This is a genomic window from Paenisporosarcina sp. TG20, from assembly GCF_000286315.1.
In the GTDB taxonomy this organism is placed as follows: domain Bacteria; phylum Bacillota; class Bacilli; order Bacillales_A; family Planococcaceae; genus Paenisporosarcina.
The window spans coordinates 1-23,711 of sequence record NZ_ALJG01000347.1 but is presented as its reverse complement, the minus strand read 5'-3'; the positions used below and the strand labels follow the sequence as shown (position 1 = coordinate 23,711).

18 protein-coding genes are annotated in these 23,711 nt (G+C 35.8%); 16 read left to right on the top strand and 2 right to left on the bottom strand.

The annotated features are described in order from the left end of the window. Positions 1-41 precede the first annotated feature (41 nt). From B371_RS0116590 to B371_RS0116580, 3 genes are all read left to right on the top strand, one after another. A complete protein-coding gene (locus tag B371_RS0116590) occupies positions 42-2,282 on the top strand; it encodes a cell wall-binding repeat-containing protein (RefSeq protein ID WP_019415434.1) in 2,241 nt (746 codons plus the stop codon). A gap of 33 nt (positions 2,283-2,315) precedes the next feature. Continuing rightward, positions 2,316-3,074, top strand: a complete 759-nt coding sequence (locus tag B371_RS0116585; RefSeq protein WP_019415433.1) for a hypothetical protein — start codon at positions 2,316-2,318, stop codon at positions 3,072-3,074. A gap of 316 nt (positions 3,075-3,390) precedes the next feature. Beyond that, a complete protein-coding gene (locus B371_RS0116580; RefSeq protein ID WP_019415432.1) occupies positions 3,391-4,431 on the top strand; it encodes a glycosyltransferase family 4 protein in 1,041 nt (346 codons plus the stop codon). Positions 4,432-5,011: 580 nt separating this feature from the next. On the opposite strand, the gene B371_RS0116575 is transcribed toward B371_RS0116580, so the two are convergent. After that, on the bottom strand, positions 5,012-6,046 hold the full coding sequence (locus B371_RS0116575) for an LCP family protein (RefSeq protein WP_019415431.1): 1,035 nt from the start codon (positions 6,044-6,046) through the stop codon (positions 5,012-5,014). Between the two features lie 172 nt (positions 6,047-6,218). Then, on the bottom strand, positions 6,219-6,857 hold the full coding sequence (locus B371_RS0116570; protein WP_019415430.1) for a YigZ family protein: 639 nt from the start codon (positions 6,855-6,857) through the stop codon (positions 6,219-6,221). Between the two features lie 160 nt (positions 6,858-7,017). On the opposite strand from B371_RS0116570, the gene B371_RS0116565 reads away from it, so the two are divergent. From B371_RS0116565 to B371_RS0116500, 13 genes are all read left to right on the top strand, one after another. Continuing rightward, positions 7,018-8,160: a sensor histidine kinase gene (locus tag B371_RS0116565; protein WP_019415429.1), complete on the top strand. Its 1,143-nt coding sequence runs from the start codon at positions 7,018-7,020 to the stop codon at positions 8,158-8,160. A gap of 33 nt (positions 8,161-8,193) precedes the next feature. Continuing rightward, the gene (locus B371_RS0116560) at positions 8,194-8,868 is read left to right on the top strand and encodes a response regulator transcription factor (protein ID WP_019415428.1); all 675 of its coding nucleotides are present in this window, start codon (positions 8,194-8,196) and stop codon (positions 8,866-8,868) included. A 408-nt stretch (positions 8,869-9,276) separates the two neighbouring features. Then, complete coding sequence (locus B371_RS0116555) at positions 9,277-9,855, top strand: nuclear transport factor 2 family protein (RefSeq protein ID WP_019415427.1); 579 nt, start codon at positions 9,277-9,279, stop codon at positions 9,853-9,855. Positions 9,856-11,954: 2,099 nt separating this feature from the next. Next, positions 11,955-13,307: a DEAD/DEAH box helicase gene (locus B371_RS0116545; RefSeq protein WP_019415425.1), complete on the top strand. Its 1,353-nt coding sequence runs from the start codon at positions 11,955-11,957 to the stop codon at positions 13,305-13,307. Positions 13,308-13,417: 110 nt separating this feature from the next. After that, positions 13,418-13,927, top strand: coding sequence for a ComF family protein (locus tag B371_RS0116540; RefSeq protein ID WP_237721552.1), 510 nt, complete (start codon positions 13,418-13,420; stop codon positions 13,925-13,927). Positions 13,928-14,044: 117 nt separating this feature from the next. Beyond that, entirely contained in the window at positions 14,045-14,605 is a 561-nt protein-coding gene (hpf, locus tag B371_RS0116535; RefSeq protein ID WP_019415423.1) for a ribosome hibernation-promoting factor, HPF/YfiA family, read from the top strand. A 154-nt stretch (positions 14,606-14,759) separates the two neighbouring features. After that, positions 14,760-17,267, top strand: a complete 2,508-nt coding sequence (secA, locus tag B371_RS0116530) for a preprotein translocase subunit SecA (protein ID WP_019415422.1) — start codon at positions 14,760-14,762, stop codon at positions 17,265-17,267. 27 nt (positions 17,268-17,294) lie between these two features. Next, positions 17,295-18,396, top strand: a protein-coding gene (prfB, locus tag B371_RS0116525) for a peptide chain release factor 2 (protein WP_157185232.1) whose coding sequence is annotated in 2 segments (ribosomal slippage) — positions 17,295-17,366 and positions 17,368-18,396 — 1,101 coding nt in all. Because the reading frame shifts where the segments join, the coding sequence is not laid out codon by codon here. A gap of 158 nt (positions 18,397-18,554) precedes the next feature. Then, positions 18,555-19,418 carry a YitT family protein gene (locus B371_RS0116520; RefSeq protein WP_019415420.1) on the top strand — a complete coding sequence of 288 codons (864 nt, stop codon included), beginning with the start codon at positions 18,555-18,557 and terminating at the stop codon, positions 19,416-19,418. 49 nt (positions 19,419-19,467) lie between these two features. Beyond that, positions 19,468-19,797, top strand: coding sequence for a cytochrome c551 (gene cccB / locus B371_RS0116515; protein ID WP_019415419.1), 330 nt, complete (start codon positions 19,468-19,470; stop codon positions 19,795-19,797). 778 nt (positions 19,798-20,575) lie between these two features. Beyond that, positions 20,576-21,262 carry a cell division ATP-binding protein FtsE gene (gene ftsE / locus B371_RS0116510; RefSeq protein WP_019415418.1) on the top strand — a complete coding sequence of 229 codons (687 nt, stop codon included), beginning with the start codon at positions 20,576-20,578 and terminating at the stop codon, positions 21,260-21,262. Next, the gene (gene ftsX / locus B371_RS0116505; protein ID WP_019415417.1) at positions 21,252-22,136 is read left to right on the top strand and encodes a permease-like cell division protein FtsX; all 885 of its coding nucleotides are present in this window, start codon (positions 21,252-21,254) and stop codon (positions 22,134-22,136) included. The genes ftsE and ftsX overlap by 11 nt, the downstream gene beginning before the upstream one ends. Before the next feature lie 24 nt (positions 22,137-22,160). Next, positions 22,161-23,477: a murein hydrolase activator EnvC gene (locus tag B371_RS0116500; RefSeq protein WP_019415416.1), complete on the top strand. Its 1,317-nt coding sequence runs from the start codon at positions 22,161-22,163 to the stop codon at positions 23,475-23,477. Positions 23,478-23,711 lie beyond the last annotated feature (234 nt).

The window sequence follows — 23,711 nt, the reverse complement described above, 5'->3', positions numbered from 1 at the left end:
CCCCCACAAAATTGGGAATTGAGAAAGCGGGGAACTAAACATTGTTTAAAATAATGATTAAAATAATAGTAATCGCTTTACTTGCTCTTAGTGTTCCGATACAAACAAAGGCAGAGACACAGGACATGAAACCTTTGATCGTAATTGACGCTGGACATGGTGGTAAGTATGCTGGCACTTTAGGTTATTCAGGAACTAAAACAGGCTACTATGAGGAACATGCAAATTTAGAGCTTTCACTTCGTTTACGAGATGTTTTGCAAGCTCATGGCTATGAAGTTAAAATGACACGTACAACGGATAGTCATTTTTCAAGCACATCTAATGCAGAGGACTTAAAAGCACGAACGAAGTTAGCAAACTCAATGGTTGATGGCCGTAATGATAATTCAATATTTATTTCAGTTCATCATAATGCGACTTCTACACCAACTTATTCTGGGTATGAAACATATTACTATAATGCAAACTATATCGATTCGGATTATCCTCCCGATCCATTACAAATAAAATATTCGCCAGAAAGCTTGAGACTCGCACAATTAACACATAAAAGTGTAATAGATTCTAAGGCAAATACAGAAGGTAGAGGTATTGTTCACCAAAGTTTCTATATTACTCGAAACTCACAAGTTCCAGCGATTTTAGCGGAAGTAGACTATATGTCAAATCCGATTGCTGAAAAAAAATTGAAAACTGCAGAATTCCAACAGGGTATCGCTAATGCAATTGCGAATGGAGTGGACAAGTTCTTCAGTATTTTCGAAGTGAAGAATCATCTAGGCGAAACCATTAAAACATTTAATTCAAAAGAAGAAGCACTTTCTTTTGCAAAAACTCAAACAAATGTGAGCGTATTCGACAAGAAAACAGGTAAAATTATTTTTGACAACACTGCATTCGATTATCATGCTTACCATACATCGATTGACTTGGCACAAACGAAGTTTTTAACAGAGCAAGAAGCTATTAATTACGTGAGCCAGTATCGGAATACACGTGTGGTTCATCACCCAACAGGTGAAATTAGATGGTCCAATTATATAGTTAAAAAATACGAAGTACTGGATGAGAATCAACAAGTCATAGAACGACATTACCAAAGAGATTTGGCAAAAACATCAGCTAGTTCTCTACCAAAAGCAACACTTAAAAACTCACAAACGGACTTAACTTTATGGTCTTCAGTAATACCTCAAGCATTTGAAGTGCGTCATAAAGACAAAGGTACGATAAAAGCATTTTATGATAAAACATTAGCACTAAACTATGCAGCTTTATGGCCGGGCACTTCTGTTTACGATACAACGACGAGTGAAAACGTTTATACGAATCCAACAGAAATAACGCCTAAACAAATAAGTCAAACTTTAAGTGGGGAAACTCGTTACCTAACAGCAATTAAAGTATCAGAATCCTTGTATCCAAGCGGTTTTTCTTCCAATAAATCACAAAAAACAGTTGTTTTAGCCACAGCTGATCAATATGCAGATGCATTATCGGCAGGACCGCTTGCTATGCATAATGGCAATGCACCCATATTATTAAATCCTTCTGGCAAATTAAACACAGCCGTTTTAGCTGAAATTAAACGACTGGCTGCAAATCACATCATTTTGGTTGGTGGAGAAAACGCTTTATCAGGTAACATTGTAAATGAATTAAAAACAGAAATTCCGAATGTTATAGTTGAGCGTTTAGCTGGAGAAACTCGGTATGAAACGAATGCAGTTATTAACAGGGCTCTACCAGCTGCTAATGGAGTGTTTATCGCCTCAGGAAGTAACTTCCCAGACGCATTAACCGCTACAAGTATTGCAGTCACGCAGGGTTGGAATATTGTATTGAGCAATGGTCAAACATATACAGATGCGATAAACGAAGAAGTCTATAGCAAACCGACAGTCATTGTTGGAGGAGAATCAGTAATCTCGACTGAACTTGAGGAAAAAGTTAGAGTGCGTTCAGGTTCAGATAATGTAACACGTCTTGCTGGAGATGACAGATATGGTACAAATGCAGCAGTAATTGAACACTTCAGTGAAACATTTATGTCACCTGATTTTATCGTTTCAACTGGTACAAATTATCCTGATGCATTAGTCTCTTCTACTTTATCAGGCAAGCATAACGCACCACTGTTTTTAGTGGGCAATTCAATTTCTGATACTTTGCGTCCTACTTTAACGTCTTATTTAGCACAAAGAATTACAAAGACTTCAATTTACACAGGTGGAATTGTTCCTCAAGTAGTTAAAACTGAGATTGATCAAATGAAGTAATAACTAAAATATTAAGCGAAAAGAGGGGCTTGTATGATGAAAAAATGGCTGACCATCGTGCTACTGATCCTAATACTCGCAGCATGTTCGGATGATAGCTCGTTTAAATTTAACGACATCAATAAAGAGTCAAATGATAAACAAGAATCAAAGGAACCAAAAGAAGAAGTTGTCAAGGATGACGGTACTGACTCTACTGTTGAAGAACCACAAGATTCAGAGGATGAAGCCGCAGAAGAAAGTGTGAACGACGACACTAATAGTGAACAAGCCGTTGTGGAAAATAAAGGTCTCGTCGAATATATGCCAAAAAGAGCGATCAAAAAAACATTCTTACTTGAAGAGTTTGAAATCGTTCGTGAAGTAAAGTCCGTTAAAGGTAATCTCATGCTTGAGTCAATTACATTTGGAGATGTGGTCACGAAACAAATTTCTGAATGGACGCCAACAAAGCTAACTATGCTCTTTAATAACTCTGAAGGTATCAAAGATGTAACCATTGATAATTTTGAATCAACCTCTGCTCCTGAAGTTTATATCGATTTATTAAACGAACAAAATGGTCCACAAGCATGGAAAGTCATAGACGATAAATTAACACTTACTATTCCTGCTGGGACCTATAAGGATGTTATCGTTATTGAACAAACATTAATGTCTGAAGCGTCAAATCAACAAACAATTTCACGTTACTACTTTGCTAAGGGTCTAGGAATTATAAAGGAAGAAACTATTACGAAAAATGGAGATAGTGAAACATCGTACGTAATGGAAATGAACAAAATAGAGTGAAAAAAGTTGCAGTCTACTTTTAAAGGGGCTGCAGCTTTTTATTGGCAATTTTTCAATGGTATTGTTAAAAGAAAAGCAGATATTACTAATTATGAAAAAAGATTATAATTAGTCTTTAATTCTAAGAAACATTTAAGAAGTTTTTTCGTCAAATAGATAGTAAGGTTTAGAAGATTTGTTTTTGGTTAAATATAGAAAGAAACCTACTATTTAATTAACATTGTTTTTCATAGTTGGTTTCATGATATAATACATATGGATTTTCTTTTAGACTTATGTGTATTTACGATTATAAAATGGAATGAGGGGGAAGGGTATGATTTACCTAACTATGGTCCTGGCATTTGTCGCTTCTCTACTATTAACCCCAGTAGTGAAGACGATCGCATTCAAGGTCGGCGCCGTTGACCGACCAAACTTTAGGAAAGTTCATGCACAGGTTATGCCCCGTTTAGGTGGTCTTGCCATATTTGGTTCTTTTTTAATAGGATTTTTTATATTTCGTCCGGAAAATCCAATCGCATTGTATATTTTAATTGGTGCTTTTATCATTATCATTACGGGCGTACTTGATGATATGTTTGAAATAACTGCAAAAGCTAAATTACTAGGACAATTCTTAGCTGCAGGCATTGTAATATATGGTGGTTTGGAAATTGAATTTATTAACCTACCTTTTGGTGGGCAGTTAGATTTTGGTTACTTCAGTATTCCTTTGACAATCCTATGGGTTGTGGGGATTACTAATGCGATTAATTTAATTGATGGATTGGATGGTTTAGCTGCAGGCGTCTCTACCATAGCTTTAATTACATTAGCAGGTATGGCATTTATAATGGGCGACACATTTGTATTAGCGATGTGTGTAATTCTTGCTGCAAGTACTGCAGGATTTTTGTTCTATAATTTCCACCCTGCCAAAATCTTTATGGGCGATACTGGAGCACTTTTCCTTGGATACATGATTGGTGTTCTTGCACTACTCGGGTTTAAGAATATTACTGTAATTTCATTAATAATCCCAATTATAATGTTAGGTGTTCCAATTTCTGATACTTTCTTCGCAATTGTGCGTCGAATTCGTTTAAAACAACCACTATCAGCACCGGATAAGTCCCATTTACATCACTGTTTATTGAATGTCGGATTCACACATCGACAAACTGTGTTAATCATTTATGCACTTGCTTCGATGTTTGGTTTAGCTGCTTTAATTTTCTCGCAATCCACACAGTGGGGCGCTATTTTATTAATTACTGTCATGTTGGTTGCAATAGAATTATTTGTAGAAGTCGTTGGATTAGCCGGTAAAAACTATAAACCATTAATAAACTTTGTCCGAATGATGGGCAAATGAAAGCCTAAAATAAGTGATAATGTCACAAAAATTAGATAGGATTAAATGTTCCCTATAATACACACGCCTCAGCGCTTTGTGGATGCCACCCGCGAGAAGCCAGGCAGAAAATCACTTCTCGCTCTGGCTATCACACGAAGGTTCTGCCTAGGCATATGGATGATATCTAATACAGGCTGTATACAAAAAAAGCGATCCTTTTCTCGAACTATTGAGGAAAGGATCGCTATTTTTTGTTGTATAATAAGTGTACGAATATTAATACACTAAAATCATTAGTAATTGCTTAAAAGGATTAGGCATACTTTGCACGATTTTTCTTATTGGTTAGGATCGAATGGTACAACTTTTCGTGCGATTGGGACAACTTTCTGTTCAGCTGTGGCAACTTTTCATCTGAATGGGGGCATCAAACTAATTTCCTCATAATTTGTATCCTCTTCGCTTTTAAAAAAGACCTGTATCGCTGTGTAAGCGATTCAGGTCTTTTTAATGTAATAAACATAAAATATCGATGTCCGATAGACAGAAAAGAACAGGAAGCCCTTTTATGGTTTATTTAATTTAATAGTTGTTAAATTCATTCGCTTTCTTTTGCAAGTTTATTTTGGGTAGAACTATAATCAGCGGCATCAGGATTTAAGCCTAAATGATTTTGTAAAATATTTTTCGTCTCAATTAACGATTCTTCATCCAATTCCCAGTAATATGTGCCAGTGGACATGTCATCGTGGCCTTCAAGTGTAAACGTATCTACTTCAGGTGAGCCACCTTTAATGTAGGCAAAAAATGATTTCATTTCATCAAAAGTCATATCGGTTTTCATATTATCTCCAACTGCGTCAATGACATTACCATATTTAGTAAACGAAGATGCGGAAGCTGCTTTGTCCATGATGGAAGACAGAATTTCTTGTTGGCGTTTGCCTCTCTCAATATCATTATCTAGTTTACGTGTACGTGCTAATGCTAAAGCTTCACGACCATCTAATTCTTGATACCCTTTGGTTAATTGAATGGTGTTTTTATCATTTTCATCCTTTTCCAAGTAATTATAGGGCACATTTGCATAAATGCCTCCAAGTGCATCTATAACATCAATGAATGCAACAAAATTCATTTTCACATAATAATCAACAGGAACTTCTAGCAATTGCTCGACAGTTTCAATAGAAGCTTTAGTGCCACCAAAAGCATGTGCATGTGTTATTTTATCTTGATAACCAACTTCAGGAATATAAACGAGCGAGTCACGAGGGATACTGACTAGTTTGACAGTTTTATTCTTATTATTCATCGTTGCAAGTAATAGAGCGTCTGAACGACTATTGTCGTCGTTCTTATTACGTGATTCGCTTTCATCAACACCGATAAATAAAATGGATACATTATCTTCAACCGGCTTAACTACTTCTTCTCGAAGAACAGACCCTTCACGATCCCCTACTGTTTCGTATGCGTTATCAACAGCAGTTTCTGCTTTTTTTGTTAGAAATATTCCATAAGCCGTAATGCAAATTAATAAAGAAGCAATAATCATAGCTGAGATTTTTAATATTATGGACTTTTTAGATTTACGAGCTTTGTTCAATTTATATTGTGCTCTGTTGTACATTTTTATTCTCCTTTGAAGAGGAATACCCACTTACTATTTAATAAGACGAATATTACTAGGTAAAAGTTTCAATCCTTTAATTATACAACGTTTTTTACAAATTGAATAGCAATCAACTACTCTACATGATGAAGAGCTATGTTTATTTTCAAGTTTGTTATTACGGCACCATTTATTGTAAATTAAATTCAAGAAAGTCTTGATTTTGTTGATGGATTTCGGCTTTTCCATTCGTTAGTTCTGTAATCCATCCGATAAAATACTCTTCCATGAACACTGGCACATAAAGAAATATTTCTACTGCATCTGCATAATCAATTCGATGGAGCGGATAATTTGTGTTACTCCTAACTTCATTCTCAACTTTACCGAGCCATGTATAATCGACGGAAACCTTCATTAAGTAATGTAGACGTCTCTCTACAAGGTGAGCAGCACGTAAACCTTCAGACGTTGACTTTCCATAAGCACGGATTAGACCTCCACTGCCTAGTTTAATACCACCAAAATATCTAGTTACTACAACGACGATATCTTTTAACCCTTGTTTTTTTAATACTTCAAGTATTGGAACTCCAGCAGTGCCACTGGGTTCACCATCGTCATTCGCTTTTTGTATGGAATCGTGTTCTCCAATTAAATAAGCAGAACAATTATGGTTCGCTGATTTATGTTGTGATTTTATGTCTTCAATAAATGCTTGTGCTTGTTGTTCCGATTCAGCACGGTTCACGAATGTGAGAAATCGAGACTTTTGAATATTTATTTCTGATTTACCAAAGCCTTGTACGGTTATATAATCTTTTCTCAAATAGATTTACTCCTTCTGACTTCTAGTTGTCATGTTTTTTTAATATATATTTGGGTATATAGTGATATAATGGGTTCAGTCTGCTGGAATAATACCGTATACTATAAAAGAGATTAGTACTTCTATTAGTAGAAAGTTTATTCGAAAAGGAGAATACCAGATGGCTAGGAAAAAGGTAGATATCAATTCATTGGATCACATTTTTAGTCGAATGGTTGAAACGTTGGATCACTCCAAAAACGATATCTTTATTATAAGCGAACAAAATAGACAAAGTTTATTACAAATGCAACAAGAACTTGAAGATGTTCATTCAAAATTAGCAGAAGTTTTAATAAATGGTGATTTGCTCGAAGAAGAGACTAGGTTATCACGGAAACGTTTAGGTGACGTCTCCAAGCATTTTAACACGTTCTCTGAGCAACAGGTGAGAGAAGCGTACGAACATGCAAACGATTTACAAATTAAACTCTCTATTAATCGCACTGAAGATCGCCAGTTACTAGAACGTAAAGTTGATTTGGAACGTCGTTTAAAAGATATAAACGACGCCATTTTACATGCTGACCAACTTGTTACTCAAGCAAATGTAGTAACCAACTATTTGACATCAGATTTAAAAAATGTGGGACAAGCATTAGAAACTGCCAAATTAAAACAGGACTTTAGTTTAAAGATTATTGAAGCACAAGAAGAAGAACGTAAAAGGTTGTCTCGCGAAATACATGATGGTCCTGCTCAAATGATGGCCAATGTACTAGTCCGTTCAGACTTAATTGAACGTACATACCGTGAAAAAGGTGTAGATCAAGCACTTGTAGAAATAACTAGTTTGAAGTTGATGGTTCGCACTGCACTGACAGAGGTACGTCGAATTATATATGACTTAAGACCAATGGCATTAGACGATTTGGGTCTAGTACCTACTCTCAAAAAATACTTAATGACAATCGAAGAATATAATATTGGTTGCCAAATACATTTCCGTTCCTATGGTGAAGAACGTCGTCTCTTATCTAACTTTGAAGTTGCTATCTTTCGTTTAATACAAGAATCCGTAACAAATGCAACGAAACATGGCAAATGTCAAAGTATTTGGGTAGAAGTAAAATGGTGTACTAGCATGGTAACAATTACTGTAAAAGACGACGGGGTTGGCTTCGATCAACAACTCGTTCGAGAAAGTTCCTTTGGTTTACTAGGTATGCAGGAACGCGTAGATTTACTAGAGGGTGAAATGATTGTTCAATCCTCCTTAGGTAATGGGACCGTTATGTCGTTCCTTATTCCATTGATTGATTAAATAAAGATTTATATATATTAGGAGGAAATAAAGATGACTAAAATAGTGATAATTGATGACCATCAACTATTTCGTGAAGGTGTAAAAAGAATACTAGAGTTTGAAGATTCCTTTGAAGTGATTGCTGAAGGTGATGATGGAAGTGATGCTTTAACACTATATGAGAAGTTTACACCAGACGTTATTTTGATGGACATAAACATGCCACGCAAAAATGGTGTAGAAGCAACTGGTGAATTATTGGTTAAGTACCCAGAAGCAAAGGTCATCATGTTGTCAATCCATGACGATGAATCCTACGTTATGCATGCATTAAAAACAGGTGCCCTTGGATATATGTTAAAAGAAATGGATGCAGATGCAATTATTCATGCTATTAAAGTAGTAGCGGCTGGAGGATCTTATTTACATCCGAAAGTAACTCGTAATTTAGTATCGGAATTCAGACGTTTGAGTGAACGTGAAAATAAAGGGACGTTCCACCAATCTGAAATTCGTCGTCCATTCCATTTGCTAACGAAACGCGAATGTGAAGTGCTACAATTATTAACTGACGGGCAAAGTAACCGTGTAATTGGCGAAACATTGTTCATCTCAGAAAAAACTGTAAAAAACCATGTATCAAGCATTCTTCAAAAAATGACCGTCAATGATCGTACACAAGCTGTAGTTACAGCAATCAAAAACGGTTGGGTTGAAGTTCGTTAACTTATATTAAAAATTTGGTCCCCACAAACTTGTGGGGGCTTTTATTTTTGACATACAAAATTAGTTACTGTCATGTTATTCAGAGATACCATACCATATACTTTTTATGAATTGATAAAAATAAAATCTCCAGATTAATCTATTCCAACTTGAGCATGTTTTTTCCAAATTGAGAAGTCAATAATTCCAACTAGCACCGTATTTTTTCCAACCTGAACACCAAAATTTCCAACTGATCAAATTGCTCATCCTATTTTTCATCAAATAGAAAATGTAAGGAATAGCTATTAGTATCATTCATCACGAAACTTTTACATCTTCTTGGGCGTCTTAAATTTAGAAAAGATATAATAATTGTTAGCTCTCAGTTTTTATGGCAAGATAGTTTGAGTAGGAGGAATGAAATTAATGAAATTTAAATATATATTATGTCTAACAATGATAACGATACTTTTATCTGCGTGTGGGAATGAAGAGAGCCAAAAAGGTTCGATATCAGACGGTGAATCTACGAGTGAGAATAACGCTTTGGACCATGGTGCTAAAGATCAAAATCAAGATCAATCTGATGTTGGATTTGAAATGGTTGGTACCAACATAGAAGAAGCTCAAAATATTCCTGCCAATGAGAAAAAAGCCTTATTAGAAACCTTTGAGACATATATTACAGCCTTTAATGAAGAAGATATTGAGAAATATATGTCCGTTATTGCTACTGAGCCTGAGGGCTTTGATTACGTACAGGAGGAAGTGAATGTCAAAGATGTATTTGATCAATATAAAATTAATCGAATGGCTGAAAAAGTGACAGTGATTAAATATACCAAAAATCAAGCACAAGTTTTTGCTAGACTTTCTATTTCACTTGAGCAAGAATCAACTGGAGCAAAAGTTGATCGAACTGGTCGTCAAGTAACTGTTTTTGCTAAAGAAGATGGAAACTGGCGTGTAACTAGTGTTTATTTCATTGGAGATTTAGCACAATAGAAAATTAAAAACCTTGCGTATACGTAAGGTTTTTTGTATATTGACTTTTTTTCCATGCTGCTAGACTAAGGTTTTCATGTCCCTAACTGCTTCGTCACAATCTCAACAATTTTAAAACTATATTGTTATCACTGTTGAATTTTAAACAGGTGAATGATTGTAGTGAAAGGCTACGACTTCAGTGGGATAAGCGAGTCCTAGTGAGGGGCCGCAGTAAACGAATTAGGCAAAAGAGCTATTTTCACAATTCGTTTGCGACGAAGCTAGCAAAGCGATGCAGGAGTAGCTTTTTCAAGAGACGAGGAGACTGGACCGCCCGCGAAAAGCGTCCACCGTAGCGGAAATAAACGAGTTTACCCTTCTTAAAAGAACCGGGCATACTTTGCCCGGTTTTTCTTATTGGCTGACTTTTGATCATCTAATTATAGGGACGTCTGTTTCAATAAGTATGTGTATTTTCATTGGAATATAATGGTTATTTTATGCTGAGTGGACGAAAAGTAATCTCGAATGGACGGAAAGTTATGGTGAGTGGTTGAAAGATGTCATGAGTGGACGGAAAGCCTATTTGAATGGACGAAAAACTGATTTGTGTGGACGAAAAGTTCTAAGTGGATGAATAGTATAAACTTGCTGCACATTTTTTAACTTAAAAAGGAGGAGTTACTCGTACTGAGTAACTCTTTTTTACAAGATAAGAAACTACCATGGCTTTTGTTTCACGTAAGCCACCATCTGCCATGAAAAGTAATCTTCAAGCAAGAGGTAATAGTAAAGCCCTTCAAAATAATTAATACTCAGGTCAACAGGGTGTTGGCCCGCGAAGGCGTTGCCTCGCGTTGAGGCGTTTTTAGCCTTTGTTCCATTGGGCGCTCCACTGCGGGTCTCACCTGTCCCGCTAATCCCGTAGGAAAGAACAGGACCAAAGGGAATTTGGACCTGTTCTTTGCGACGAAGCTAGCGCAGCGATGTTTTCCTCCGCCTTCCGCTTCAATCAAGGAATGTTTTTGAATTGATCATAAAAGAAAATACAACTCAAAAAAGGAAGTGAAGAAAGTCACTGGTACTTTAAATAATAGAAAAATACAGTGGTTTGCATCATGAACACTGAAATTCTGGTATTTTGAGCAAGTATTTCTCTTTTTAGAAATAGTGTAGAAGAAGTATTCCTGCTAGCTCTGTATCGCTCACGATTGAAATGAATGTAACCAAAAATAGAATGCGTTGCAATGATGGATAAATTCACTCTAGTTGATTGAAGTGCAGGTGGGACTTCTGCGGGAAAAGCATGAGCTGAAGGCCCCGCAGGAACGCAGAGAGACCACTGAAAGAGTTCCTACAATCAAATGAAGCGAGATTATTCTCAATTTTTATTTGGGGAAAGGCTTCTCTTTATTTATATAGTAGAAGTCTTCTTCGACTCATTTTCCATATTTTCTCTATTCCAACTTGGAACGTGATTTTTCCAACTTGGAGTCCCAAAATTCCAACTTGGCTGTCCATTTTTCCAACTTGGATGCCAAATTTTCCAACTGAGCATCTGCTCAGTAAGATTTCCAGTATAAAAGCACCGAATATTATCAATTGACTGGCAAGATAATGTATTTTCTTCATTTTTTGTTGGAATTTCTTAAAAACATTTAAAAAGACACCTATAATTGTCTTTATAATTTACAAACGACCTAGAAGCCCGAGACGATACAGTGTGTAATTATAAAAACTGTACTGTATTAGATGTATCTACATGGTTAGGCAGAACCAGCGTAGGCGCCTTTCAAGTGGTAGCCGTAGCGGGAAGACTGGCAGTGATCTTCTGCCTGTCTTCTCGCGGGAGGCATCCACGAAGCGCTGAAGCGGGTATTATAGGGGAAACTCAATCCTGTCTATACTGGTAGACTTTTTCAGTGGGCTCAACGCAGCGACGAGGAGAATGAAGCCATGCCCGCGAAAAGCGTCCACCATAGCGGAAATAAACGGGTTTCTATGGTGACCCTTCTTAAAAGGAACGGAAGCACTTTTACTTATGGCGTTTTCCGTTTCTATTAGTTAAAATGAGATTGTAGGAATGAGTTACTCTTATCTATATTGGAGGAATGCTCATGGATTATATACAAAACTTTTTAAGCGGTAGAATTTGGTTAAAAGAACAAACCCCCTTTCCTTTATCAGAAATCAATAATTATATTCAAAAAGGATTTATAACACCCCACAAAGGCATTCAAAAAAATCATTCTTCAATTAGTATTAAAAACCCTAGTTATCAATGTCGGCGTTGCGGATGCAAAGAGTTGACAGCTTTTAACTGTGCTAGATGTAAAGGACCATGTTTATATTGTCGACATTGTATTCGCATGGGAAGAGTTAGTAGTTGTTCTGAATTGATTACTTGGACTGGTCCAGTTATTATTTCTAACACAGAACATATTTTTAATTGGTCTGGAAATCTAACTTCTCTACAAGAAAAAGCATCAAAAGAGTTATTAAATAGTGTTTATCTAAATCAAAGCCATTTACTTCATGCAGTTTGTGGAGCTGGAAAAACGGAACTGTTATTTCAATCAGTACTTGTTCTACTAGAACGTGGCCAACGCGTGTGTGTGGCGACACCAAGAACAGATGTGGTCCTAGAACTCGCTCCAAGGTTTCAACAAGTATTTCCGCAAACAATCATACATGCATTGTATGGTGGATCCCCTGAACACGCGAACTATGCTCAATTGATTATTGCAACAACACACCAATTATACCGATTTGAAGCTGCATTTGATGTAGTATTCGTGGATGAAGCTGATGCTTTTCCCTATACAATAGACAAATCACTACAATTTGCTGTTTACAAAGCGAAAAAGACAGACGCTGTTGTTCATACAATAACAGCTACGCCATCTGATGAACTTTTACAACAAGCTGTAAACATATCGGTTATATCTGAGCGATTTCATGGGTATCCTTTGCCGGTACCTCGCTTTGTTGGTTTATATAACTATAAGAAGCATATGCATAAGGGAAAGCTTTCACCAAAGTTAGAAAGATGGACGCAACAATGTCTCAAGAAAATACAACCATTTCTAATCTTTTTCCCGACGATCGACCTAATGGAACGTGCACTGCCATTATTTCAACAACTGCATGAAAACATACAAGCAGTTCATGCAGAGGATTCTGAGAGAAAAGAGAAAGTATTAAATCTGCGTGAAATGAAAGTATGTGGTTTGCTAACAACCACCATACTCGAGCGAGGGATTACTATTCCAAATGTCCAAGTAGCAGTCGTTGGAGCAGATGAGACGATTTTTACTAGTAGCGCGTTAATTCAAATTGGAGGGCGTGTCGGTCGGTCAATTGATTTTCCTGACGGGGATCTTGTGTTTTTTCATCATGGGATTTCTTTTGCGATGGATAAAGCAAAAGCAACAATAATTAGACACAATGATACACGAGGTAGGAAATGATCTGTTTGACTTGCTCAACTTCCTTTTTGGAAAGTGCATCGTGGCAAAAACTTTTCTTAATCAAAACACCCGAAGTTATTTGTGAAAAATGCAAGGTGAAGTTCGAAAGAGTGAAAACACAAAAAGATAATAATAATGATTGGATAGGAAGCATTTATGAAGATGCTCTTGATTCTGTTCAATCCATCTATAGTTACAATGAATGGATGAAACAAGTGTATCAACAGTATAAGTTCCAATTGGATGTGGAACTTGCTAAAGTATTTATTCCTGATTTTCAGCAGTTACTTAGAATTCAAGAACTAATCGTACCTATTCCACTACATCCAGACATGTTGCTTGTACGAACTTTTTCACAAGTAGAGCAATTGCTTTGTGTTGCAAATGTACCGTTTACAGAGGTATTGAGAAAGACGGTAAATGGTTCACAAATCGGGAAATCAAAAAAAGAACGCATGTCTACTGAATTATTTTTTTCAGTAACTTCAGATGTTCAAAATAAGAAAATTGTATTAGTTGACGATTTATATACAACAGGCACTACACTGCACCATGCCGCCTTTGTCTTGAAAAAAGCTGGAGCACAAAAAGTAACCGCTATGACACTTATTCGTGCTTAATATCCAAAAAACGACTGCATTCGATAAAAAATTTAAAAAACTTTTTGTTTGAAGAAGGAGATAATAGGGGATATGTAGAATAAGGTATACATAGCCTTAATTAAAGGAGGAGTTCACATGTTAAAATTTAATATTCGCGGTGAAAACGTTGAGGTAACTCCTGCGATTCGCGAGCATGTTGAAAACAAAGTCAATAAAGTAGAACGTTATTTTAATGAAGAATTCCAAGCAAACGCACATGTTAATTTAAAGGTTTATAATGACAGTCAAACTAAAGTTGAAGTAACCATTCCAATGAAGAATTTAACGCTACGTGCTGAAGAACGACATAATGATTTATATGCAGCTGTCGATTTAATCGTTGATAAATTAGAGCGTCAAATTCGTAAACATAAAACAAAAGTAAATCGGAAGTTCAGAGAACGTGAAGGCGTAGGCGCATACTTCGCTAATTTTCAATCTCCTGAACAAGTTGCTTATCAAGAAGAAAAAGAAGAAGATTACCACATTGTCCGTACGAAACAATTCCAATTAAAACCAATGGATCAAGAAGAAGCGGTTTTACAAATGGATATGTTAGGACATAACTTTTACGTCTTTACGGATGCTGAATCAGATGGTACACATATCGTATATAAACGTAAAGATGGGAAGTACGGTTTAATTGAAACAAACTAAATTTTACAACTAACAAAAGAAAGCTCATTACTTGGGCTTTCTTTTGTTTTAATGATTAAATAATTACAACAAACAGCTAAAGGGACAATTGCATTTGCACCCCAATAGTAGCAGTGGTAAAATAAAATTTGAGACTATATGGGAAGTGAATCTAATGCTTGGAGTATTAAATAAAGTTTTCGATTTTAATAAACGCGATTTAAAAAGACTAGAAAAAATAGCTAATCAAGTTGAAGCACTGTCAGATGCAACAAAGGCATTAACTGACGTACAGTTACGAGAAAAAACTGATGAGTTTAAAGGTCGTTTAGCAAGTGGTGAAGATTTATCGGATATTCAAGTTGAAGCGTATGCTGTTGTTCGAGAAGCAGCGAAACGAGTACTTGGTTTATATCCTTTCTACGTTCAAATAATGGGCGCTGCTGCACTTCACGAAGGAAATATTTCAGAAATGAAAACAGGTGAAGGGAAGACATTAACGTCTACATTGCCGGTTTATTTGAATGCCCTTACTGGAAAAGGTGTACATGTTGTTACAGTTAATGAATACTTAGCAAGTCGTGATGCCATTGAAATGGGGAAATTGTATAATTTCTTGGGCTTAACTGTCGGTTTAAATTTAAACAGTTTAAGTAAGGAAGAGAAACGGGAAGCATATGCAGCTGATATTACTTATTCGACAAACAACGAGCTAGGGTTCGATTATTTGCGCGATAATATGGTGTTGTACAAAGAAGAACATGTGCAACGTCCACTATACTTTGCTGTAATTGATGAAGTTGACTCCATATTAATTGATGAAGCTCGAACGCCATTAATTATTTCGGGTGAAGCTGCTAAAACTGCTCAACTATATAAACAATCAAATGCTCTAGTACGTGCACTTAGGAATGAAGATGACTATTCGTATGATGAGTCTACGAAAGGTGTAGTTTTAACTGAAGCAGGTATTGAAAAGATAGAAAAAGCATTTGGTATTGATAATTTGTTTGATTTGACGCATGTAAAATTAAATCATGCTATTAATCAGTCATTAAAAGCACATACCAGTATGCATAATGATGTGGATTATGTTGTACAGGATGGTAACGTTGTAATCGTCGACTCGTTTACTGGCCGCTTAATGAAGGGCCGTCGCTATTCAGATGGACTTCATCAAGGGATTGAAGCAAAAGAAGGATTAGAGATTCAAAGCGAATCAATGACAATGGCAACAATTACATTCCAAAACTTTTTCCGTATGTACGAAAAGCTTTCTGGTATGACTGGGACTGCTAAAACGGAAGAAGAAGAGTTCCACAATATTTACAATATGAGTGTTATCGTTATTCCAACGAATCAACTAATCGTACGAGATGATCGTGCAGACTTAATTTTTTCTTCAATGCAAGGTAAATATAAAGCTGTAGCCGATGATATTGCAGAGCGAAATAAAAAGGGTCAACCAGTACTTGTTGGTACTGTTGCAATTGAAACATCTGAAATTATTTCGAAGTTGCTAACAAAACATGGTATTCGACATAATGTCTTAAATGCGAAAAATCACGAGCATGAAGCCGAAATTATTTTGACAGCAGGTCATAAAGGTTCAGTCACGATTGCAACAAACATGGCAGGACGTGGAACCGATATTAAACTTGGTGATGGAGTTATTGAGGTCGGTGGTTTAGCTGTTATCGGTACTGAACGTCACGAATCTCGTCGTATTGATAATCAACTTCGTGGTCGTTCAGGTCGTCAAGGTGATCCAGGTATAACACAATTTTATTTATCTATGGAAGACGAACTAATGCGTCGTTTTGGTTCAGATAATATGCGTGCTATGATGGCCCGATTAGGTATGGACGATAATCAACCTATTCAATCAAAAATGGTTACACGTGCAGTTGAATCAGCGCAAAAACGTGTAGAAGGTAATAACTTTGATGCACGTAAACGTTTGCTTCAATATGATGATGTATTACGTCAACAACGTGAAATAATTTATAAAGAACGTTTGGAAGTATTAGACACTGATAATATGCGTGGTTTAGTAGAAACAATGATTAATGATGTGATTGAACGTGCAGTTAGTGTCCATGCTGCTAGCGAAAAGCAGGATGAGTGGAATTACAAAGGTCTAGAAGATTATATTCAAGCGAATTTATTATCTGAAGGTGCAATTAAACGCACACAATTAGAGGGTAAATCCGCTGAGGAAATTATTGACTTCATTCAAGAAAAAGTTTACAAACGCTATGATGAGAAAGAAATAGAAATGACACCAGAACGTATGCGTGAATTTGAAAAAGTAGTATTACTACGCTCCATTGACTCTAAATGGATTGATCATATAGATGCGATGGATCAACTTCGACAAGGGATTCACTTACGTGCATATGGACAAATTGATCCACTTCGTGAATATCAAAACGAAGGATTTACAATGTTTGATGCAATGGTAGAGTCGATTCAAGAAGATGTAGCGAAATATGCCATGAAGGCAGAAATTCGTAATAACTTACAGCGTGAAGAAGTAGCAAAAGCACAAGCAGTGAACCCGAAAGAACAAGGTGACTCTATTAAGAAAAAACCAGTCCGAGTAGAAGCTTCAGTTGGTCGTAATGAAATATGTCCATGTGGTAGTGGAAAGAAATATAAACATTGTCATGGTGCTGTTTAATAGGTTGTGGAGGAATATAGATATATGATGGAATTATCAGATGTACGTAACGAGTTAGACAGAACGGCTTCAAAATTAGTTGACTTTAGGGGGTCTCTTTGACTTAGAAAACAAAGAGAGGCGTATCGCTGAGTTAGATGAAAATATGTCCATGCCAAACTTTTGGAATGATCAACAAGCTGCTCAAGTAGTTATAAGTGAAGCTAATACTTTAAAAGAAATTGTGAATGAATTTAAAGAGTTAGTCGATATACAGGAAAATTTAGAAATGACTTTAGAGTTATTGCGTGAAGAACCAGATGAAGAATTACAGGAAGAGCTCAGTCTTGAGATGAAAGAATTTTCATCTCAACTGAGTGATTATGAACTTCAAATGTTATTGAGTGAACCATACGATAAGAACAACGCGATTTTAGAATTGCATCCTGGCGCTGGTGGTACAGAGTCCCAAGACTGGGGCTCTATGTTGTTACGTATGTACACACGCTGGGGAGAAAAACGTGGCTTTAAAGTTGAAACGTTAGATTATTTGCCAGGAGACGAAGCGGGAATTAAATCTGTTACGCTAGGTTTTAAAGGTCACAATGCTTATGGATATTTAAAAGCTGAAAAAGGTGTTCACCGATTAGTAAGAATATCCCCTTTTGATTCTTCTGGCCGTCGACATACATCTTTCGTATCTTGTGAAGTTATGCCTGAATTCAACGATGAAATTGAAATAGAAATTAGAACTGAAGATTTACGAATTGATACTTATCGTGCAAGTGGTGCAGGAGGTCAGCATATCAATACAACTGACTCTGCAGTACGTATTACGCATATTCCAACTAATGCAATCGTTACTTGTCAACAAGAACGTTCACAAATTAAAAACCGTGAAAAAGCCATGAAGTTGTTGAAAGCGAAATTGTATCAATTAAAAATTGAAGAAAAAGAAGCACAAATGCTAGAGATTCGTGGAGATCAAAAAGAAATTGGATGGGGAAGCCAAATTCGATCATATGTTTTCCACCCATATTCAATGGTAAAAGATCATCGTACAAATGCTGAAAGCGGTAATGTACAAGGTGTTATGGACGGTGATATTGATTTGTTTATTAATTCTTTTTTACGATCAAAAATGAATTAATTTTTCTAAAGAGAGTGCCCTACATTGGTGCACTTTTTTTTTGGGAATATAAATCCATTTATATAACCACTCGCTTTAAATTTATATGTTGTTATAATGAGTTGCTTGGGTAAGCTTTACATAAAGAACTTCAATATATTTAGAAAGGAGGAATGAATATGACCCGAAAAAGACAAAAAGAGACGCATCCATTTTTGAGTTCAGTTTTAGAATATACATATATAATTATTGGTGCAGCTACCATAGCGATTGGTTTTAATATTTTTCTACTACCTAATGAAGTAGCATCTGGTGGAGTAAGTGGAATTAGTACGATTTTATATGGGTTATTTAATTGGAATCCCGGATTAGTACAATATGCCTTTAATATTCCTTTGTTTATTTCCGGTGTAATTATTTTAGGCAAACATTTTGGTGCACGTTCTTTGGTTGGCACACTCACATTACCGTTATTTGTTTTGTTAACAGCAAACTGGGAGCCAGCAACATTAGACCCATTACTGGGAGCATTATTTGGAGGTATTTCAGTTGGTATTGGTTTAGGTATTGTTTTCAGAGGTCGTGCATCAACAGGAGGTACCGATTTAGCTGCGCAAATTATTACGAAATATACAGGTTTTACTCTTGGTAAAAGTGTAATGATAATAGATGGACTTATAGTACTTTCTGCAGCACTTGTTTTTGATATTGAAAAAGGGTTATATGCATTAATTGGTTTATTTGTAACAACTAAAACAATTGATATCATTCAGCTTGGCTTTAGCCAGTCAAAAATGGTTTATATTATTACGAATAAACAAGAAGAAATTAGGGATGCTATTTATGAAAAAGTAAATCGCGGTGTAACAAAATTTTCAGCAGTTGGTGGTTATACAGAACAAGAACGTCCTATCTTACTAGTAGTTGTTTATCAAACAGAATTTTCGAAATTAAAACAAGTTGTAAAACAAGTTGATCCAAGTGCTTTTGTCATTGTCTCAGATGCTTATGAAGTATTCGGAGAAGGTTTTAAGAGGGCCTAATCTTGGTATACTTATGAGAATTAAAATATTGTTCCTTGGAGGGATTAGAATGAACACGAAATTGTTAGCAGCCTTTTTAGCATCAGCAATATTACTAGCGGCTTGTGGTGGTAACGAAGAAGCAGCTCCATTAGGTGAAGATGTAGAAGTTGTAGAAAGTAAAGACGCAGAAGAAATTGTGCAAGGTAATTGTATCAGTTGTCACGGTGGAAATTTAGAAGGGCGAGGAACTTACCCTGCTTTAGATGACATTGGTTCACGTCTTACAGAGGAAGAAATATTATATGTAATTCAAAATGGACAGGGAGTAATGCCCAAAAACATTATTGAAGGTGCAGAGGCAGAAGTAGTTGCAGAATGGTTGTCAAATAAAAGATAAATAATAAAGTGAAGACCCATGACGATATCGTCATGGGTCTTTTAAAAAGATTAGAAAGTATATAAATGTAGGGTGCCATGAACGTGGTGTTTATGGTGTTTTTAGTATATGGAGACTAACATTATAAACATATATTCTTTGGTGACACTCTAGCTAATTCGATTCATGTGAAGGGTTTCCATGAAGAACATTGTTACGTAAAGAAACTACCCAGCCTTGAAAAATGAAGAAAAAGGCCGAAATAGTATCTTCGGCCGTCACTCTTTATAAAATTAGTGTCTATTCGTACGTCAACCCAAATCAAAAATACGATATGCCCATTGGTTGAAGGGTCGCGTCGGACGCAAACCCGCCGCAAGATTTCCTGTATGGGGACCCTATTGCAGTGACAACGTCACTGCAATAGGGTCCTTCATTCTTTCAGGTTATGATGCAGTAGGTTTGCCGTCCTAAGCAACCCAAAAACCGAAGTAAATACAAAATGGAAAATCATTTTTGCTAACACTAACTGAAATCATTAATAATTGCTTAAAAGGACCGGGAGAATTTTTCCCGGTTTTTCCTAGTATATACACATTTTCAATTATAAAAAGGATTTATAGCTTACAATAACGAATTCTACTATCAGAAGGTCTAATAATGTTTAATATTTTTGGGTATTTTGTACCTTTGGGGGGTTTGTAACATTATTGTAATGAATTTTTGTCGATTTTCTTGTTATACTAGGTTTGTCTTATAGAAGTAAGATAATTAAGAACAAATTTAGGTGGGTAAATATATGATTTCTATGAAAAATGTCTACAAGAAATATCCGAACGGTATAGTCGCCATAAATGGAATTAACATAGAAATCAATCAGGGCGAATTTATTTATGTTGTGGGTCCCAGTGGGGCTGGTAAATCGACATTTATTAAAATGGTATATAGAGAAGAGTTTCCTACGAGTGGAGATATATTTGTAAATGGAATAAATTTTGCTAAATTAAAGTCAAAACAAGTACCTTATTTAAGAAGACAAATCGGTGTTGTCTTTCAAGACTTTAAATTATTACCACTTTTAAATGTTTATGAAAATGTAGCTTTTGCTCTAGAAGTAACCGAACAGTCACCAAAAGTAATACGCAAGCATGTAATGGAAGTTTTAGACTTAGTGGGCCTAAAACATAAAGCTCGAATGTTTCCAACTGAAATTTCTGGAGGGGAACAACAACGTGTCTCAATTGCACGTTCTATTGTAAGTACTCCAAAAGTTATGATTGCGGACGAGCCTACCGGTAACTTGGATCCCGAAACAGCTTGGGACATTATGAATTTATTTGAAAAAATTAATCGTCGAGGAACAACCATTATCATGGCAACTCATAATAAAGAAATAGTAAATACAATTAAACATCGGGTTATAGCAATTGAAGGTGGACTAGTAGTGCGCGATGAACTCGGAGGTGACTACGGTTATGAAGCTTAGAACTGTAGGGCGTCATTTTCGGGAAAGTTTAAAGAGTCTAAGTCGAAACGGTTGGATGACATTTGCATCAGCAAGCGCAGTGACAGTAACTTTACTTTTAGTTGGCGTATTTGTAATGATTATGATGAATTTAAATAAAGTAGCAGAAGATTTAGAGAAAGATGTAGAAATTAAAGTTTTAGTCGAACTTACTGCTGAGAAAACTGAAATTTCTCAATTAGAACAAGACATTAAAAGTGTAAATGGAGTAGCAAATATTGTATATTCAACAAAGGATGCAGAACTTGAAAACTTAATTAAGGACTTCGGGGAAAATATGGGGTTATCAGATCAAAATAATCCGCTTCGGGCAGCATTTTATGTAAAGGCTCAAGTTCCTCAAGAAACAAAAAAAGTAGCCGACCAAATTTCCAGACTTGAAAATACGCATTCAGTTGAGTATGGTGAAGGAAAAATTGAAAAACTATTTTCCTTTTTAAATGGTGCACGAAATGTTGGGATAGTATTAATTGCAGCGTTGTTATTTACTGCTATGTTCTTAATTTCAAACACAATCCGTATTACAATTTTAGCTCGTAAACGTGAAGTTGAAATTATGAAGTTAGTTGGTGCTACTAATTGGTTTATTCGTTTTCCGTTTGTTTTAGAAGGAATGTGGATAGGCATTCTTGGTGCAATTTTACCAATTACAATTATAACGTTTCTTTATTACAATTTATATAAAATTATACAACCCTATTTAGAAGGTGAATTTTTTAATTTATTACCACTCACTCCATTTCTATACCAAATCAATGGTCTAATTTTATTGATGGGAGTATTTATTGGTATTTGGGGTAGCTTTATGTCAGTTCGTAAGTTTTTACGCGTATAAACGTGAGTTTGAAGGGAGCCCAGTATGAAAAATAAACAACCAAAATGGATTATGATTACCATAGCATCAGTGTTAGGATGTTCCATTTTCATATCACAACCTGATGCATTGGCAAGCACATTAAAAGATTTACAAAGAGACCAAAGCGAATTAGAACAGAAAAAAAACCAATTAGACTCTTCAATTAACAAGAAGAGCAGCGATATTACAGAAAAGCGTACACTTCGAGATAATATATTAGCTCAAATTCAAATTATTGACAATCAAATTATTGAAACAAAAAGTAAAGTAGACAATATATTAAAGAAGATTAATGTTACGAGTTCTGAAATTGAAAAATTACATAATTCTATTCTAGTGTTAGAAAAGAAAATAACAGAACGTGATGAATTAATAAAAGAACGTTTACGTTCAGTTCAAGAAAGCGGTGGGTCAGTAAGTTATTTAGATGTTTTACTTGGCGCAAATAGTTTTGTTGATTTCATAGATAGATTCTCTGCAGTTAATACACTAATGGATGCAGATCGAAAAATAATCGTAGAACAAGCGGAAGATAAAGAATTACACGAAAAACAAAAGGTTTTAATTGAAGATAAACTTACTCAACAAGAACAAAGTAGAGATAAGTTAATCTCTTTAAAGGCGAATCTTGACTCTCAGAAAAGTTCAAAAGATAGTTTAGTAGATCAACTTGAAGAAGAGACAGCGAAGTTAGTCGAAGAAAAAAATACACTAGAACATGAAAATGAACACTTAGACGAAGTCAGTAAAGAGATTGAAAATAAAATAGTAACAGAGCAAGCTCGATTAATAGAAGTAGCTCGACAAGCAGAAATAGCAAATATGAAAAAACAAGCCGAAGAACGTGCCAGACAAGAAGCGATAGCAAAAAGGAATAAAGATCAAGCCGTTCCTGCACCAGTTGTTTCATCAGGAACATGGACACGTCCTACAACTGGCCGATTCTCATCTACTTATGGAGGTCGTAACATTGGATCAGGCTATGAGTTCCATTCCGGAAGTGACATTGCCAATATACTTGGAACACCGATTGTCTCTGCAGCGAATGGCATTGTTTCTTATGCAGCTCGAATGGGAACTTACGGAAATGTAATAATGGTTACCCACTCGATTGATGGTCAAATTTTCACAACAGTCTATGCACATTTAAGTGCGATTAATGTTAGCTCTGGACAAGCTGTCGCAAAAGGTCAATTAATTGGGAAAATGGGAAGTACCGGTCGCTCAACAGGATCACATTTACACTTTGAAATCCACGAAGGACCATGGAATGGAGCCCGTTCGAATGCTGTAAATCCAATCCGTTATGTATCATTCTGAATAACATAGCTCACTATCATCTTATTGAGAGTGAGTTTTTTAGAAGGAAAGAAAGTATCTGAAATTGATGTCCAACCCAAGTGTTCATGGTATTTTAGTATAAGGAGACTAACATTCTAAAAACGTATTATCTTTGGTAATACTCTCGCTAAACCGATAATGTGAAGAGTTTCCATGCTGTGAATCCTAACTTGAAGAACATTTTATCTTCTACATAGGTAATTGACAGTATGT